We start from the raw sequence: 16319 nt of genomic DNA, 5'->3' as shown, positions 1-16319 counted from the left end.
GAGGAGCGCTCTTGCCAGACGAGGCCCAGTCAGCCGCCGCCCCGCAGCCCGACAAGCCCGTGGCGTCCCCCGCCACGCCCGGGAAGGCCGCGCCCTCGAACGCGCCGAAGCCCGCGCCCCCGGAGCCCGAGGCACGCCCCACGAGCCCCCAGGATTCCCCCAAGCCCGCCGGACCGACGAAACCGGCCACGCCCGGGCGCCCGGAGCCGAAGGCCCAGCCCCCCGCCGGACCGGCCGCCACACCGCAGCAAAAGCCTCCGGCCCCCACGCCCCCGCCTTCTGTGAAGCCCGTCGTCCCGGCCGGATCCGCCCCCCGCTCCGGCGGTTCCTCCAACCGGGTGCGGGCCCGCCTCGCCCGACTGGGCGTACAGCGCTCCAGCCCGTACAACCCGGTTCTCGAACCCCTCCTGCGCACGGTCCGGGGCAACGACCCCAAGATCGAGACGGCCACCCTCCGCCAGATCGAGCGTGCCTACCAGGTGGCCGAGCGCTGGCACCGCGGCCAGAAGCGCAAGAGCGGCGATCCATACATCACGCACCCGCTCGCCGTCACCACCATCCTCGCCGAGCTGGGCATGGATCCGGCCACCCTGATGGCCGGGCTGCTGCACGACACCGTCGAGGACACCGAGTACGGCCTGGACACCCTCAAGCGTGAGTTCGGCGACCAGGTCGCCCTCCTCGTCGACGGCGTCACCAAGCTGGACAAGGTCAAGTTCGGCGAGGCCGCGCAGGCCGAGACCGTACGCAAGATGGTCGTCGCCATGGCCAAGGACCCCCGGGTCCTGGTCATCAAGCTCGCCGACCGGCTGCACAACATGCGCACCATGCGCTACCTCAAGCGGGAGAAGCAGGAGAAGAAGGCCCGCGAGACGCTGGAGATCTACGCCCCGCTGGCGCACCGGCTGGGCATGAACACCATCAAGTGGGAGCTGGAGGACCTCGCCTTCGCGATCCTCTACCCCAAGATGTACGACGAGATCGTCCGCCTCGTCGCCGAGCGGGCCCCCAAGCGCGACGAATACCTCGCCATAGTGACCGACGAGGTCCAGTCCGACCTGCGCGCCGCCCGCATCAAGGCCACCGTCACCGGCCGCCCCAAGCACTACTACAGCGTCTACCAGAAGATGATCGTGCGAGGCCGCGACTTCGCCGAGATCTACGACCTGGTCGGCATCCGCGTCCTCGTCGACACCGTCCGCGACTGCTACGCGGCGCTCGGCACCGTCCACGCCCGGTGGAACCCGGTGCCCGGGCGGTTCAAGGACTACATCGCGATGCCCAAGTTCAACATGTACCAGTCGCTGCACACCACGGTGATCGGCCCCAGCGGCAAGCCCGTCGAGCTCCAGATCCGTACGTTCGACATGCACCGCCGCGCCGAGTACGGCATCGCCGCGCACTGGAAGTACAAGCAGGAGGCCGTCGCGGGCGCCTCCAAGGTGCGCACCGACATCCCCAAGAACACCGGCCGTGGCCAGGACACCGTCAACGACATGGCGTGGCTGCGCCAGCTCCTGGACTGGCAGAAGGAGACCGAGGACCCCAGCGAGTTCCTGGAGTCCCTGCGCTTCGACCTCTCGCGCAACGAGGTCTTCGTCTTCACGCCGAAGGGCGACGTGATAGCGCTGCCCGCCGGCGCGACCCCCGTCGACTTCGCGTACGCCGTCCACACCGAGGTCGGCCACCGGACCATAGGAGCACGCGTCAACGGGCGGCTCGTCCCGCTCGAATCGACCCTCGACAACGGTGACCTGGTCGAGGTCTTCACCTCCAAGGCGGCCGGCGCCGGACCCTCCCGGGACTGGCTCGGCTTCGTCAAGTCGCCGCGCGCCCGCAACAAGATCCGGGCCTGGTTCTCCAAGGAGCGCCGCGACGAGGCCATCGAGCAGGGCAAGGACGCCATCGCGCGGGCCATGCGCAAGCAGAACCTGCCGATCCAGCGCATCCTGACCGGCGACTCCCTGGTCACCCTCGCCCACGAGATGCGCTATCCCGACATCTCCTCGCTGTACGCGGCGATCGGCGAGGGCCATGTCGCGGCGGCCGGCGTCGTGCAGAAGCTGGTGCAGGCCCTCGGCGGCCACGACGAGGCCAACGAGGACCTCGCCGAGTCGACCCCGCCCTCGCACGGCCGCAGCAAACGCCGCGCCAACGCCGACCCCGGCGTCGTCGTCAAGGGCGTCGAGGACGTCTGGGTCAAGCTCGCCCGCTGCTGTACGCCCGTCCCCGGCGACCCGATCATCGGCTTCGTCACCCGGGGCAGCGGCGTCTCGGTGCACCGCGCCGACTGCGTCAACGTGGAGTCGCTCTCGCAGCAGCCCGAGCGGATCCTCGAGGTCGAGTGGGCCCCCACCCAGTCCTCGGTCTTCCTGGTCGCCATCCAGGTCGAGGCGCTGGACCGTTCCCGACTGCTGTCCGACGTCACCCGGATCCTCTCCGACCAGCACGTGAACATCCTCTCGGCGGCGGTCCAGACCTCCCGCGACCGGGTGGCCACCTCGCGCTTCACCTTCGAGATGGGCGACCCGAAGCACCTGGGCCACGTCCTGAAGGCCGTACGCGGCGTGGAGGGCGTCTACGACGTCTACCGGGTAACCTCGGCCCGCAGGCCGTAACAGCACATACGGGGGAGGGGCCCCGGTACGCATCGCGTACCGGGGCCCCTCCTTTTGCAGACGGCGTCAGCCGCCGAACTCCTCCAGGCCCTTCAGAGCCTGGTCCAGCAGCGCCTGCCGGCCCTCCAGCTCCTTGGCCAGCTTGTCCGCGCGGGCGTTGTTCCCCGAGGCGCGCGCGGTGTCGATCTGGCCCCGCAGCTTGTCCACGGCCGTCTGGAGCTGACCGGTCAGACCCTCGGCGCGGGCCCGCGCCTCCGGGTTCGTCCGGCGCCACTCGGACTCCTCGGACTCCTGGAGTGCCCGCTCCACCGCCTGCATCCGGCCCTCGACCTTGGGCCGGGCGTCACGCGGTACGTGGCCGATGGCCTCCCAGCGCTCGTTGATCCCCCGGAAAGCGGCCCGGGCCGCCTTCAGCTCCTTCACCGGCACCAGCTTCTCGGCCTCTGCGGCGAGCTCCTCCTTGAGCTTGAGGTTCTCGCCCTGCTCGGCGTCCCGCTCCGCGAAGACCTCACTGCGGGCGGCGAAGAAGACGTCCTGGGCGCCGCGGAAGCGGTTCCAGAGGTCGTCCTCGGCCTCGCGCTGGGCGCGCCCCGCCGCCTTCCACTCGGTCATCAGGTCCCGGTAGCGCGCGGCCGTGGTCGCCCAGTCCGTGGAGCCGGACAGCGCCTCGGCCTCGGTGACCAGCTTCTCCTTGGCCTTACGGGCGTCCTCGCGCTGGGCGTCCAGCGCGGCGAAGTGGGCCTTGCGCCGCTTGGAGAACGCCGAGCGGGCGTGCGAGAAGCGGTGCCACAGCTCGTCGTCCGACTTACGGTCCAGGCGGGGGAGACCCTTCCAGGTGTCCACCAGCGCCCGCAGCCGCTCACCGGCCGACCGCCACTGCTCGCTCTGCGCCAGCTCCTCCGCCTCGGCGACCAGCGCCTCCTTGGCGTGCTTGGCCTCGTCGGTCTGCTTGGCCTTGAGGAGCTTGCGCTCCTCGCGCCGCGCCTCGACCGTCGCCACGAGCGCGTCCAACCGCTTGCGCAGTGCGTCCAGGTCGCCCACCGCGTGGTGCTCGTCCACCTGCCGGCGCAGTTGGTCGATGGCGGTCGTCGCGTCCTTCGCCGACAGATCGGTGGTCTTCACCCGCCGTTCGAGGAGGCCGATCTCGACCACAATGCCGTCGTACTTGCGCTCGAAATAGGCCAGGGCCTCCTCAGGGGAACCGGCCTGCCACGATCCGACGACCTGCTCGCCGTCGGCTGTACGCACGTACACGGTGCCCGTCTCGTCGACGCGGCCCCACGGGTCGCTGCTCACAGCGCCTCCTCCACCTGATGCCTGCGAGGGGGTTCGCCCCCCGGGCATCGTCCACAGTTTCCTCGGGCGGGCCTCGCCCGCCCTGCACAACGCCAATCTAGGCGACCGGCCGCCCGGCTGTCCGCACTCAGCGCGGCTGAAATTATCCGCTCCCGCCCGCGGCCCGGGGTGAGGGGGCGTGCGGCCGGATCAGCTCTTCTTCACGGTCGCCTTCTCGATCTCCACGGCCTTCTTCGGCGCACCGTCGCCCGCGCCGCCCTCGACACCCGCGGCTCCGACCTCCTCCACGTTCTTCAGCGAGGCCTTGTCGAGCTTGCCGAACGGGGTGTACGTGGGGGGCAGCTTGGTGTCCTTGTAGACCAGGAAGAACTGGCTGCCGCCGGTGCCCGGCTGGCCGGTGTTGGCCATCGCCACCGTGCCCGCGGGGAACGTCACCGTGCCGTCGTCCCCTGCCTTGCCGAGCGCCGTGAGGTTCTCGTCCGGGATGTTGTAGCCGGGACCGCCGGTGCCGTCACCCTTCGGGTCGCCGCACTGGAGGACGAAGATGCCCTGCGTGGTGAGGCGGTGGCACTTCGTCCCGTCGAAGTAGCCCTTGTCGGCGAGCGCCTTGAAGGAGTTCGCGGTGTGCGGGGTCTTCGCCGCGTCCATGGCGAACGCTATGTCGCCCTGACTCGTCCCCAGCGACATCGTGTACGTCGCCTTCTTGTCGATCGTCATCGGCGGCTGGGGAGCCTTGCTCTCGCTCTCCGAGGGCGTCGGCTCCGGGCTTGGGCTCGCCGCCGCGTCGGCCTTCTTGTCGCTCTTGCCGTCGTCCTTGCCCGCCACGACGAACGCGCTCACACCCACGACGGCGACCACGGCCACCGAGGCCGCGACGATCGCGGTGATGCGCCTCGTCCTGCGACGGGCTTCCTCCCGGCGCTTCTGCTGGCGCTCGAACTTCTCCCGGGCGAGCTGCCGCCGCCGCTGTTCGCTGCTGGACACCGGTTGGGCTCCTTGTGACGTCGTGAGATCGGGGCTGGGCTGCCCGTACCGTATATGGGTTACCTGTGTCATGAGGAGCGCCGGTAGGCTCTGATCTGCTGCATCCTTCACCGCTGCCGCATCCTCCGGACGAACATTAAGGACGATCGTGCTCATTGCCGGGTTCCCCGCCGGGGCCTGGGGGACCAATTGCTACCTGGTCGCCCCCGCCGCCGGTGAGGAGTGCGTGATCATCGACCCGGGCCACCAGGCCGCCCAGGGCGTCGAGGAAGCGCTGAAGAAGCATCGGCTCAAGCCCGTCGCCGTCGTGCTCACCCACGGCCACATCGACCATGTCGCCTCGGTCGTCCCCGTCTGCGGCGCCCATGACGTCCCCGCCTGGATCCACCCCGAGGACCGCTACATGATGAGCGACCCGGAGAAGGCGCTCGGCCGCTCCATCGGGATGCCGCTCATGGGCGAGCTGACCGTGGGGGAGCCGGACGACGTCAAGGAGCTGGCCGACGGCTCGAAGCTGACCCTGGCCGGGCTGGAGTTCGGCGTCTCGCACGCGCCCGGCCATACCAAGGGGTCGGTGACGTTCGGGATGCCCGAGGCCGCGGACATTCCGCCGGTCCTCTTCTCGGGCGACCTGCTCTTCGCCGGCTCCGTCGGACGTACCGACCTGCCCGGCGGCGACCACGCCGAGCTGCTCGAGTCGCTGGCCCGAGTGTGCCTGCCCCTCGACGACTCGACCGTGGTGCTGTCCGGCCACGGCCCCCAGACGACCATCGGCCGCGAGCGCGCCTCCAACCCGTTCCTGAACGGTCTGGACGCGGCGCCGCGCCGCGGAATGTAGACGAGAGACGTATCCGTGAGCACCTTCCAGGCCCCCAAGGGCACGTACGACCTGACCCCGCCGGACTCCGCGAAGTTCCTGGCGGTGCGCGAGGCCATCTCCGCGCCCCTGCGCGACTCCGGCTACGGCTACATCGAGACACCCGGATTCGAGGACGTCGAGCTCTTCGCGCGCGGTGTCGGTGAGTCCACCGACATCGTCACCAAGGAGATGTACACCCTCACCACCAAGGGCGGCTCCCAGCTGGCGCTGCGCCCCGAGGGCACCGCGTCCGTCCTGCGCGCGGCTCTGCAGGCCAACCTGCACAAGGCGGGCAACCTCCCCGTCAAGCTCTGGTACTCCGGCTCGTACTACCGCTACGAGCGCCCGCAGAAGGGCCGCTACCGCCACTTCTCGCAGGTCGGCGCCGAGGCCATCGGCACCGAGGACCCGGTCCTGGACGCCGAGCTGATCATCCTGGCCGACCAGGCGTACCGCTCGCTGGGCCTGCGCCAGTTCCGCATCCTGCTGAACTCGCTCGGCGACAAGGAGTGCCGCCCCGTCTACCGGGAAGCGCTCCAGACCTTCCTGCGCGACCTCGACCTCGACGAGGAGACCCGCCGCCGCATCGAGATCAACCCGCTGCGCGTCCTGGACGACAAGCGGGCCGACGTACAGAAGCAGCTCACCGACGCGCCCAAGCTCCGCGACCACCTCTGCGACGCCTGCAAGGCGTACCACGAGGAGGTCCGCGCGCTGCTGACGGCGGCCGGAGTCGTGTACGAGGACGACGAGAAGCTCGTCCGCGGCCTCGACTACTACACCCGCACCACCTTCGAGTTCGTCCACGACGGCCTGGGCTCCCAGTCCGCGGTGGGCGGCGGCGGCCGCTACGACGGCCTCTCCGAGATGATCGGCGGCCCCGCGCTGCCGTCGGTCGGCTGGGCCCTCGGCGTGGACCGCACGGTCCTCGCGCTGGAGGCCGAGGGCGTCGAGCTCGACCTGCCCGTCACCACCAGCGTCTACGCGGTCCCGCTCGGCGAGGAGGCCCGCCGGGCTCTGTTCGCCGTCGTCACCGAGCTGCGCCGTGCGGGCATCGCCGCCGACTTCGCCTTCGGCGGCCGCGGTCTGAAGGGCGCGATGAAGAGCGCCAACCGCTCGGGCGCGCGCTACACCCTGGTGGCCGGCGAGCGCGATCTGGCCGAGGGAGCCGTTCAGCTGAAGGACATGGAGTCCGGCGAGCAGAGCGCGGTGCCGCTCGCCGAGGTCGTGGCGGAGCTGACGAAACGGCTGGGCTGAGACACGGCGGAACGGAGCGCGGGCGGGAGGGCTTTCACGCCTCCCCGCCCGCGTCCGGCCGTTCACAGCAGCCCCTGCCGCATCGCCCCTGTCACCTCCGTCGTCCGGTCGTTCACGCCCAGTTTCCCGAAGGCCCGCAGCAAAGGCCCGCAGCAGACGGGTCTTCACCGTCGACTTTTCGATGAACAGCCGCCGCCCGCACGGCCTCCGCCAGCTCCGCCCGCCCCAGGTCCTTGAGCAGATAGCCGGACGCCCCGCCTTCAGGTCCCGCGGGTTGTCGCTGTCGCCCTCGTACGTCGTCAGCACGACCACCCGGCACGGCAGCCCCGCCGCCCGGATCCGGCGGATAGACTGCACGCCTCCGCCGCCCGGCATCCGCAGGTCCATCAGCACGATGTCCGGCAGCAGGTCAGCACGGAGCGCCTCGGCCCGCGGACCCGGCGTACGGTCACCGTCGTGCCCGAGCCGGGAGTGCTCTGCACGGCGCCCGCCTCCGCCCAGACCGCGCCGAAGTACCCGTCCCAGGGGCGCAGCGGTCGGGCCCATGCATCGGGGTCCCGCGCTCCTCAGGCGCCGAGGGCTCATCGTGCGAACGCGCCGGCGGACACAACGGCCCTCCTCCGACGCCCGGACCGGTGCGGGAAGGGCGGGGGGCCTCGCGGGTGGCCGATTCCCCTGCCGTCAACCCGGCGGGTGCCGATTCATCCTCATGTACAACCACCGTGTGTTCGGTCATGGGCCCGAGCATCCTGTGGTGGCCGCGATTTACCGGACGCCGGCCGTACACCTTTATGTCCACCGAACGGCTGACCCGTCCGGAGGTGCGGCACAATGACCGTGCCCGGCTGACCACTCAGTGATGGAACGGCGATATGACGACTGCAGCGGTAGACCACCTCTCCCCGTCCGACCAGGACGAGGACGGCGGCAAGCGCACCTTCGGGGCCGGACGGGGGCTCGCCCTGCTCCTGGTGATCACCGGCGCGGCCGGTCTGCTGGCCTCCTGGGTCATCACCATCGACAAGTTCAAGCTGCTGGAGGACCCCTCCTTCACGCCGGGCTGCAGCCTCAACCCGGTCGTCGCGTGCGGCAACATCATGAAGAGCGAGCAGGCCTCGGCGTTCGGGTTCCCCAACCCGATGCTCGGCCTGGTCACGTACGGCATGGTCATCGCCATCGGGGTGGGCCTGCTGGCCGGCGCCCGCTACCGCAGCTGGTTCTGGCTCGGCCTCAACGCGGGCACCCTGTTCGGCGTCGGCTTCTGCACCTGGCTCCAGTACCAGTCGCTGTACAACATCAACTCGCTCTGCCTGTGGTGCTGCCTGGCCTGGGTCGCGACGATCATCATGTTCTGCTACGTGACCACGCACAACATCAAGCACCGCATCCTTCCCGCGCCCGCGTGGCTGCGCAGCGGGCTGACCGAGTTCCCCTGGGTGCCGCCGGTGCTGTGGATCGGGATCATCGGGATGCTGATCCTGACGCGCTGGTGGGACTTCTGGACCAGCTGAACGGCACCCGCCGATCGGGGCACTGTCAGTGGGGTCGCATAGGCTTCATGGCGTGGAGCCCGACCTCTTTACCGCAGCCGCCGAAGACCGCCAGGAGAAGGACCCGTCCAGCAGCCCCCTCGCTGTCCGGATGCGTCCGCGCATCCTCGACGAGGTCGTCGGCCAGCAGCATCTGCTGAAGCCGGGCTCGCCGCTGCGCCGGCTAGTCGAGGGGAGCGGCGGCCCGGCCGGTGCGTCGTCGGTGATCCTGTGGGGCCCGCCCGGCACCGGGAAGACGACCCTGGCGTACGTGGTCAGCAAGGCCACCAACAAGCGGTTCGTGGAGCTCTCCGCGATCACCGCGGGCGTCAAGGAGGTCCGGGCCGTCATCGAGAGCGCGCGCCGCGCCACCGGTGGCTTCGGCAAGGAGACCGTCCTCTTCCTCGACGAGATCCACCGCTTCTCCAAGGCCCAGCAGGACTCCCTGCTCCCCGCCGTGGAGAACCGCTGGGTGACCCTGATCGCCGCCACCACGGAGAATCCGTACTTCTCGATCATCTCCCCGCTGCTCTCGCGCTCCCTGCTGCTCACCCTGGAGCCGCTCACCGACGACGACCTGCGCGATCTGCTGCGCCGGGCGCTGACCGACGAGCGCGGGCTCGGCGGAGCCGTCACCCTGCCCGAGGACGCGGAGGCGCATCTCCTGCGCATCGCGGGCGGCGACGCGCGCCGGGCGCTCACGGCCCTGGAGGCGGCGGCCGGTGCGGCGCTCGCCACGCACGAGGCGGAGATCACGCTGGAGACGGTCGAGGCGACCGTCGACCGGGCCGCCGTGAAGTACGACCGCGACGGCGACCAGCATTACGACGTGGCCAGCGCGCTCATCAAGTCCATCCGCGGCTCCGACGTGGACGCCGCCCTGCACTACCTGGCCCGGATGATCGAGGCGGGGGAGGACCCCCGGTTCATCGCTCGGCGGCTGATGATCTCCGCCAGCGAGGACATCGGCCTCGCCGACCACACCGCCCTGTCGACGGCGGTGGCGGCCGCCCAGGCCGTCGCGATGATCGGCTTCCCGGAGGCGGCGCTGACCCTCAGCCACGCCACGATCGCCCTCGCGCTCGCGCCCAAGTCCAACGCGGCGACCCTCGCGATCTCCGCCGCGCAGGAGGATGTGCGCAAGGGGCTCGCGGGACCCGTCCCGGCCCACCTGCGCGACGGCCACTACAAGGGCGCCGCCAAGCTCGGCCACGCCCAGGGCTATGTCTATCCGCACGACGTCCAGGGCGGCATCGCCGCCCAGCAGTACGCCCCGGACGCGGTCCGCGACCGGCAGTACTACACCCCCACCCGGCACGGCGCCGAGGCGCGGTACGCGGACGTGGTCGAGCGGGTCCGCGAGCGCCTGGGCCGTACTCATGGAGGCGCTGACCCGTCCTGACCCGCCCGGTGGCGGGTCAGGGATCAGGACGCGGCCGCCTCGAAGAGGGTGTGCATCGCCCGGCGCAGCTCGGTGACGTCCCGTACCGGCTCCGGAAACTCGAAGCGGGCGTCGAAGCACGACCTCTTGTCCTCCACGAAGCGCACCCGCAGCCCGAAGCGGTCCAGCGCCACGGGCACGGCGGTGGGCCGGCGGGAGGAGCAGGCCCGCGCCGTGCGCTCGCCCAGCAGCCCGCACAGGGTGCGCATCCGGTCGTCGTGGGCCGAGTGCAGGTGCTGGAGCAGTTCCACCTCGTGACCGGCCAGCGGATCGGGGGCGGCGTCCCGGAAGTCCTCCGCCTCGATGTCCTCGGCGCCCCAGAGGTCGTCCACGTACGCCTCTCCGAATTCGAGGCGCAGCATCATGCGGCCCGGTTCCGCGAGGCCGGGTACGGGGGTGAGCCAGCCGGAGACCCATGCGCGGCCGCGGATGCGGTGGGGCACGGAGACCGGGGCGACGTCCGTGATCTCCAGCACGGCCGGCAGCTCGTCGCCCTGCGCGTGTGTCGCGGCCCGCACAGCCGGGGAATCCGCGGGGAATTCGAGGAACAGGTCACCCTCCGGACCCACGCTCCTGCTGTCCGGGACCAGAGGTTCGACGCGGGCCAGATCGAGCCCCGGTACGACGAGCAGCGCGGAACAGGTACTCTGTACGAGAGTTCGTGTGCGCTCGGCTGCTGACGGCATCCGAGTGTTTTCAAGCCCGCTGGGACGCGGCTGACCACGATCAGATCGGCCTTCCGTCGTAGCAGCACCTTCAGGTGTGCTGCCGCTGTCTGTGCTGTCCGTGACGTGAGTGGTGTTCCCAGGGCGAGACATGCGATCTCCTTGAGTAAGGTAAGCCTAACCTAACCTACAACGGAGGTCTGGAGAACGTGCCTAACCAGTCGCGTCCCAAGGTCAAGAAGTCGCGTGCCCTCGGCATCGCTCTGACGCCCAAGGCTGTCAAGTACTTCGAAGCTCGTCCGTACCCGCCGGGCGAGCACGGCCGTGGCCGCAAGCAGAACTCGGACTACAAGGTCCGTCTGCTGGAGAAGCAGCGCCTGCGTGCGCAGTACGACATCAGCGAGCGCCAGATGGCGCGCGCCTACGACCGTGCCAAGAAGGCCGAAGGCAAGACGGGCGAGGCGCTGGTCGTCGAGCTCGAGCGCCGTCTCGACGCCCTGGTCCTGCGTTCGGGCATCGCCCGCACCATCTACCAGGCCCGTCAGATGGTCGTCCACGGCCACATCGAGGTCAACGGTGGCAAGGTCGACAAGCCGTCCTTCCGCGTGCGCCCCGACGACGTCGTCCAGGTCCGCGAGCGCAGCCGCACCAAGGTCCCCTTCCAGGTGGCCCGCGAGGGTGGCTACGACACCGACGGTGAGACCCCGCGCTACCTCCAGGTGAACCTGAAGGCCCTGGCCTTCCGCCTGGACCGGGACCCGAACCGCAAGGAGATCCCGGTGATCTGCGACGAGCAGCTCGTCGTCGAGTACTACGCCCGCTGATCCAGGCGTAGCCGCTCTCACCAGCGCTCCGGCCCGCCCCTCCCTGTCATCCGGGAGGCGGCGGGCCTTCGCGTTCCCCCGGCAGCGGGACCACCCTCCGCCCCGGGCGTTTCGCGGCGCTCCCGGGCACCGCCCCACCCAGCGCCCGCTCGATCGCGGTGGCGAGATCCAGCCGCTTCCCGGCCCGCAGCCCCGCCTCGTACGCCGCGTCCCCCAGCTCCTGCCGCACCTGCAGCTCCAGCGAGAGCGCGGTGGCCAGCAGGTCGTCGAAGGTCCGGCCGATCGACAGGCGCTCCCCGAGCATCCGCCGCGCGCTTAGCGCCCGGTGGCGGGGCGGAACGCCGCGACTGCCGCCGGTCGCCAGCCGGAACCGGTCGTCCAGGCGCAGCAGCACCTGAGCGACCGAGAGGGCGCGCAGCCGCCCCGCCGCCAGTTCCAGCGCCAGCGGAATCCCGTCGAGGCGGTGGCAGAGCTCCAGCGCGGCCGCCCGGTCCGCGGCGGTCGGCTCCCGGTCCGGCCGTACCGAGCGGGCCCGCTCCGAGAAGAGCTCCACCGCGTCCTCGTCGCACATGGGGGGCGAGGGTGAACGTCACTTCACCGTGCACCAGAAGAGGGCGGCGCCCGGCCGCGAGTACCCGGAGCCCCGGCGCCCGGCGCAGCAGTTCCCGTACCAGGTCGGCGCAGGCGTCGACGAGGTGCTCGAAACCGTCCAGCACCAGCAGCACCGGAGCTCGCGGAGGTTCTCGACGAGCACGGTGCGCGGCGGTCCGCCCGTGTGGTCGGTCAGCCCGAGCGCCTCGACCACGGCGTGCTCCAGCAGGCTGGCCTCGCGGACCGGGGACAGCTCGGCGAGCCAGACCCCGTCGCAGTACCGTTTCTCCGTCAGTGCGGCGACCCTGCCGGCACACCGGGTCTTGCCCGCGCCCGCCACTCCGACGACGGTGACGAGTCTGGACTCCTCCAGCAGCCCGCCCAGCGCCGCCAGTTCGGTCTCGCGGCCCACGAACCGGTCCAACTCCGCCGGGACGTTCCCGGCCGGGGTGGAACGCGAGGAGTCCGGATCATCCGGGCCGGTGAAGGGGTGCTGCAGGCGTCGCATGAAACACGCAGGGTGCTGGCCCGCATGCTCTCCGTACGAGCTTGCCGCCGGGCCCCGTCCCCGAGGCCGGAGAATGCCGCGGGGCCCGCCGGGAATGCGGTACGGGAGGAGATGTGCGGCGCGATAGGCTCGTGGGACGACGATCGGGCGCACGGGCAGGAGCCCGCCGCACCGACGAGGCAGGCCCCCGCCGGGGCCGGGCGACAGGCAGAAGCTACAAGCGACGAGCAGAGAGCGGTGCACAGTGTCCGGTGGAGAGGTGGCCGGGATCCTCGTGGCCGTCTTCTGGGCGATCCTGGTCTCGTTCCTCGCCGTTGTGCTGGTGAGGCTGGCCCAGACACTCAGGGCGACCACCAAGCTGGTGGCTGACGTGACGGAACAGGCCGTTCCGCTGCTGGCCGACGCCTCGGCGACGGTGCGTTCCGCCCAGACCCAGCTGGACAAGGTCGACGCCATCGCGAGCGACGTCCAGGAGGTCACCTCCAACGCCTCCGCGCTCTCCACCACCGTCGCCTCCACCTTCGGCGGACCGCTCGTCAAGGTCGCCGCGTTCGGCTACGGCGTCCGGCAGGCCCTTGGCCGCCGCACCGCCCCCGAGCCCGAGCCGGAACCGGCGCGGAGCCGCTCCTCCCGCCGCACGGTGATCGTCGGCCGGACCGTACCTTCGGCGCGCGGACGCAAGCGCGAACGCCGAAACACCCGCGGACAGAAGGACTGATCCAGCGATGTTCCGCCGCACGTTCTGGTTCACCGCCGGCGCAGCCGCCGGTGTCTGGGCCACCACCAAGGTCAACCGCAAGCTCAAGCAGCTGACGCCCGAGAGCCTCGCGGCGCAGGCCGCGGACAAGGCGATCGAGACCGGCCACAAGCTCAAGGACTTCGCACTCGACGTCCGTGAGGGCATGGTCCGGCGCGAAGCCGAACTGGGCGGCGCCCTGGGCCTGGAGGCACCGGTCGACCCCGACCTCCCCGTGCAGCGGCACTACGCCGTCGAGGCGGCCGAGCCCGCCGCGCACCCGTACACGTACCGCAAGCTCCCCTACAACTCGAACAACCGGAAAGAGGACCACTGATGGAGTCGGCTGAAATCCGCCGCCGCTGGCTGAGCTTCTTCGAGGAGCGCGGTCACACCGCCGTGCCTTCGGCGTCGCTCATCGCGGACGACCCGACTCTGCTGCTGGTACCCGCGGGCATGGTCCCCTTCAAGCCGTACTTCCTCGGCGAGGTCAAGCCGCCCGCCCCCCGCGTCACCAGCGTGCAGAAGTGCGTGCGTACGCCGGACATCGAGGAGGTCGGCAAGACCACCCGCCACGGCACCTTCTTCCAGATGTGCGGCAACTTCTCCTTCGGGGACTACTTCAAGGAAGGCGCCATCCAGCTCGCCTGGGAGGCGCTGACCAACTCCGTCGAGGACGGCGGTTACGGTCTCGACCCCGAGAAGCTCTGGATCACGGTCTACCTCGACGACGACGAGGCCGAGGCCATCTGGCGCGACAAGATCGGCGTCCCCGCCGAGCGCATCCAGCGCCTGGGCAAGAAGGACAACTTCTGGTCCATGGGCGTGCCCGGACCCTGCGGCCCGTGCTCCGAGATCAACTACGACCGCGGCCCCGAGTTCGGCGTCGAGGGCGGCCCCGCCGTCAACGACGAGCGCTACGTGGAGATCTGGAACCTGGTCTTCATGCAGTACGAGCGCGGCGCCGGCGACGGCAAGGAGGACTTCCCGATCCTCGGGGACCTGCCCTCGAAGAACATCGACACCGGTCTCGGCCTCGAACGCCTCGCCATGATCCTTCAGGGCGTACAGAACATGTACGAGACCGACACCCTGCGCGTCGTCATGGACAAGGCCACCGAGCTGACCGGCGTCCGCTACGGCGCCGAGAAGGGCACGGACGTCTCGCTCCGCGTCGTCGCCGACCACATCCGTACGTCGGTGATGCTCATCGGCGACGGCGTCACCCCCGGCAACGAGGGCCGCGGCTACGTCCTGCGCCGCATCATGCGCCGCGCCATCCGCAACATGCGCCTCATGGGCGCCACCGGCTCGGTCGTCAAGGATCTGGTCGACGTCGTGATCGACACGATGGGGCTCCAGTACCCGGAGCTGATCACCGACCGCAAGCGCATCGAGACGGTCGCGCTCGCCGAGGAGGCCGCCTTCCTCAAGGCCCTCAAGGGCGGCACCAACATCCTGGAGACCGCCGTCACCGAGACCAAGGCCGCCGGCGGCCAGGTCCTCGCCGGCGACAAGGCGTTCCTGCTCCACGACACCTGGGGCTTCCCGATCGACCTGACCCTGGAGATGGCCGCCGAACAGGGGCTCTCCGTGGACGAGGACGGCTTCCGCCGCCTCATGCAGGAGCAGCGCGACAAGGCCAAGGCCGACGCCCGCGCCAAGAAGACCGGTCACGCCGACCTGTCCGCCTACCGCGAGGTCGCCGACACCTCCGGCGCCACCGAGTTCACCGGCTACACCAGCGTGGCCGGCGAGTCCACCATCGTCGGCCTGCTGGTCGACGGCGTGCCCTCGCCCGCCGCCACCGAGGGCGACGAGGTCGAGGTCGTCCTCGACCGCACCCCCTTCTACGCCGAGGGCGGCGGTCAGCTCGCCGACACCGGCCGGATCCGGCTCGACACCGGCGCCGTGATCGAGATCCGCGACGTACAGAAGCCGGTCCCCGGCGTCCACGTCCACAAGGGCGTCGTCCAGGTGGGCGAGGTGACGGTCGGGGCTCCGGTCTTCGCCTCCATCGACTCCGCCCGCCGCCGGGCCATCGCCCGCGCCCACAGCGCCACCCACCTCACCCACCAGGCGCTGCGCGACGCGCTCGGCCCGACGGCCGCCCAGGCCGGCTCGGAGAACTCCCCGGGCCGCTTCCGCTTCGACTTCGGTTCGCCCGCCGCCGTTCCCGGCGCGGTCCTCACCGACGTCGAGCAGAAGATCAACGAGGTCCTCTCGCGCGAACTCGACGTCCAGGCCGAGGTCATGTCGATCGACGAGGCCAAGAAGCAGGGCGCCATCGCCGAGTTCGGCGAGAAGTACGGCGAGCGGGTCCGGGTCGTCACCATCGGCGACTTCTCCAAGGAGCTGTGCGGCGGTACCCACGTCCACAACACCGCCCAGCTCGGCCTGGTCAAGCTGCTCGGCGAGTCCTCCATCGGCTCCGGCGTGCGCCGTATCGAGGCCCTCGTCGGCGTGGACGCGTACAACTTCCTCGCCCGGGAGCACACGGTCGTCGCCCAGCTCCAGGAGCTGGTCAAGGGCCGTCCCGAGGAGCTCCCGGAGAAGATCGCGGGCATGCTCGGCAAGTTGAAGGACGCCGAGAAGGAGATCGAGAAGTTCCGCGCGGAGAAGGTCCTGGCGGCCGCCGCCGGACTCGTCGAGTCCGCCAAGGACGTCCGGGGCGTCGCCCTGGTCACCGGCCAGGTCCCCGACGGCACCTCCGCCGACGACCTGCGCAAGCTGGTCCTGGACGTGCGCGGCCGGATCCAGGGCGGCCGCCCGGCCGTCGTGGCCCTGTTCACCACGGCCAACGGCCGCCCGCTCACGGTCATCGCCACCAACGAGGCCGCCCGCGAGCGCGGTCTCAAGGCCGGTGACCTGGTGCGTACGGCCGCCAAGACGCTCGGCGGCGGTGGCGGCGGCAAGCCGGACGTCGCCCAGGGCGGCGGCACCAACCCGGCCGCCATCGGCGACGCCGTCGCCGCTGTCGAACGCCTCGTCACCGAGACGGCGTGACGAGC

General features: G+C 70.8%; 12 protein-coding genes and 1 pseudogene. 9 read left to right on the top strand and 4 right to left on the bottom strand.

Annotated features, from left to right (window positions below; genetic code table 11):
- Nucleotides 1–11: 11 nt before the first annotated feature.
- On the top strand, nucleotides 12–2618 hold the full coding sequence (locus tag AMK21_RS27030; RefSeq protein WP_073881812.1) for a RelA/SpoT family protein: 2607 nt from the start codon (nucleotides 12–14) through the stop codon (nucleotides 2616–2618).
- A 66-nt stretch (nucleotides 2619–2684) separates the two neighbouring features.
- On the opposite strand, the gene AMK21_RS27025 is transcribed toward AMK21_RS27030, so the two are convergent.
- Together AMK21_RS27025 and AMK21_RS27020 are read right to left on the bottom strand one after the other, a co-directional pair.
- Nucleotides 2685–3914 (bottom strand): DUF349 domain-containing protein, encoded by a 1230-nt coding sequence (locus tag AMK21_RS27025; protein WP_073881811.1) that lies wholly within the window; start codon nucleotides 3912–3914, stop codon nucleotides 2685–2687.
- 189 nt (nucleotides 3915–4103) lie between these two features.
- Nucleotides 4104–4898 carry a peptidylprolyl isomerase gene (locus AMK21_RS27020; RefSeq protein WP_073881810.1) on the bottom strand — a complete coding sequence of 265 codons (795 nt, stop codon included), beginning with the start codon at nucleotides 4896–4898 and terminating at the stop codon, nucleotides 4104–4106.
- A 148-nt stretch (nucleotides 4899–5046) separates the two neighbouring features.
- Here AMK21_RS27020 and AMK21_RS27015 point away from each other — a divergent pair, with 148 nt between their 5' ends.
- The 4 genes from AMK21_RS27015 (at nucleotide 5047) to AMK21_RS26995 (ending at nucleotide 9945) form a co-directional block, all read left to right on the top strand.
- Nucleotides 5047–5736 (top strand): MBL fold metallo-hydrolase, encoded by a 690-nt coding sequence (locus AMK21_RS27015; RefSeq protein WP_073881809.1) that lies wholly within the window; start codon nucleotides 5047–5049, stop codon nucleotides 5734–5736.
- A gap of 15 nt (nucleotides 5737–5751) precedes the next feature.
- On the top strand, nucleotides 5752–7014 hold the full coding sequence (gene hisS / locus AMK21_RS27010; protein ID WP_073881808.1) for a histidine--tRNA ligase: 1263 nt from the start codon (nucleotides 5752–5754) through the stop codon (nucleotides 7012–7014).
- 872 nt (nucleotides 7015–7886) lie between these two features.
- A complete protein-coding gene (locus tag AMK21_RS27000; protein WP_073881807.1) occupies nucleotides 7887–8525 on the top strand; it encodes a vitamin K epoxide reductase family protein in 639 nt (212 codons plus the stop codon).
- A 52-nt stretch (nucleotides 8526–8577) separates the two neighbouring features.
- Nucleotides 8578–9945 (top strand): replication-associated recombination protein A, encoded by a 1368-nt coding sequence (locus AMK21_RS26995; protein ID WP_073881806.1) that lies wholly within the window; start codon nucleotides 8578–8580, stop codon nucleotides 9943–9945.
- Between the two features lie 23 nt (nucleotides 9946–9968).
- On the opposite strand, the gene AMK21_RS26990 is transcribed toward AMK21_RS26995, so the two are convergent.
- Nucleotides 9969–10670 (bottom strand): DUF2470 domain-containing protein, encoded by a 702-nt coding sequence (locus AMK21_RS26990; protein ID WP_073881805.1) that lies wholly within the window; start codon nucleotides 10668–10670, stop codon nucleotides 9969–9971.
- Nucleotides 10671–10858: 188 nt separating this feature from the next.
- Between AMK21_RS26990 and rpsD the strand changes: the two genes are divergently transcribed.
- Nucleotides 10859–11473 carry a 30S ribosomal protein S4 gene (gene rpsD / locus AMK21_RS26985; RefSeq protein WP_015607373.1) on the top strand — a complete coding sequence of 205 codons (615 nt, stop codon included), beginning with the start codon at nucleotides 10859–10861 and terminating at the stop codon, nucleotides 11471–11473.
- Between the two features lie 280 nt (nucleotides 11474–11753).
- On the opposite strand, the pseudogene AMK21_RS26980 reads toward rpsD, so the two are convergent.
- Nucleotides 11754–12572: pseudogene (locus tag AMK21_RS26980) on the bottom strand (ATP-binding protein); the annotation flags it as partial.
- A 259-nt stretch (nucleotides 12573–12831) separates the two neighbouring features.
- On the opposite strand from AMK21_RS26980, the gene AMK21_RS26975 reads away from it, so the two are divergent.
- From AMK21_RS26975 to alaS, 3 genes are read left to right on the top strand one after another with little or no spacing between them, the layout of a single operon-like run.
- A complete protein-coding gene (locus AMK21_RS26975; RefSeq protein WP_073881804.1) occupies nucleotides 12832–13290 on the top strand; it encodes a DUF948 domain-containing protein in 459 nt (152 codons plus the stop codon).
- A 7-nt stretch (nucleotides 13291–13297) separates the two neighbouring features.
- Complete coding sequence (locus tag AMK21_RS26970; protein ID WP_073881803.1) at nucleotides 13298–13645, top strand: DUF6167 family protein; 348 nt, start codon at nucleotides 13298–13300, stop codon at nucleotides 13643–13645.
- On the top strand, nucleotides 13645–16314 hold the full coding sequence (gene alaS, locus AMK21_RS26965; RefSeq protein ID WP_073881802.1) for an alanine--tRNA ligase: 2670 nt from the start codon (nucleotides 13645–13647) through the stop codon (nucleotides 16312–16314). Before AMK21_RS26970 ends, alaS begins: the two co-directional genes overlap by 1 nt.
- Nucleotides 16315–16319: the final 5 nt, after the last annotated feature.

The organism is Streptomyces sp. CB00316, from assembly GCF_001905595.1.
Lineage (GTDB): Bacteria > Actinomycetota > Actinomycetes > Streptomycetales > Streptomycetaceae > Streptomyces.
This window is presented reverse-complemented; position numbering and strand designations above follow the sequence as displayed.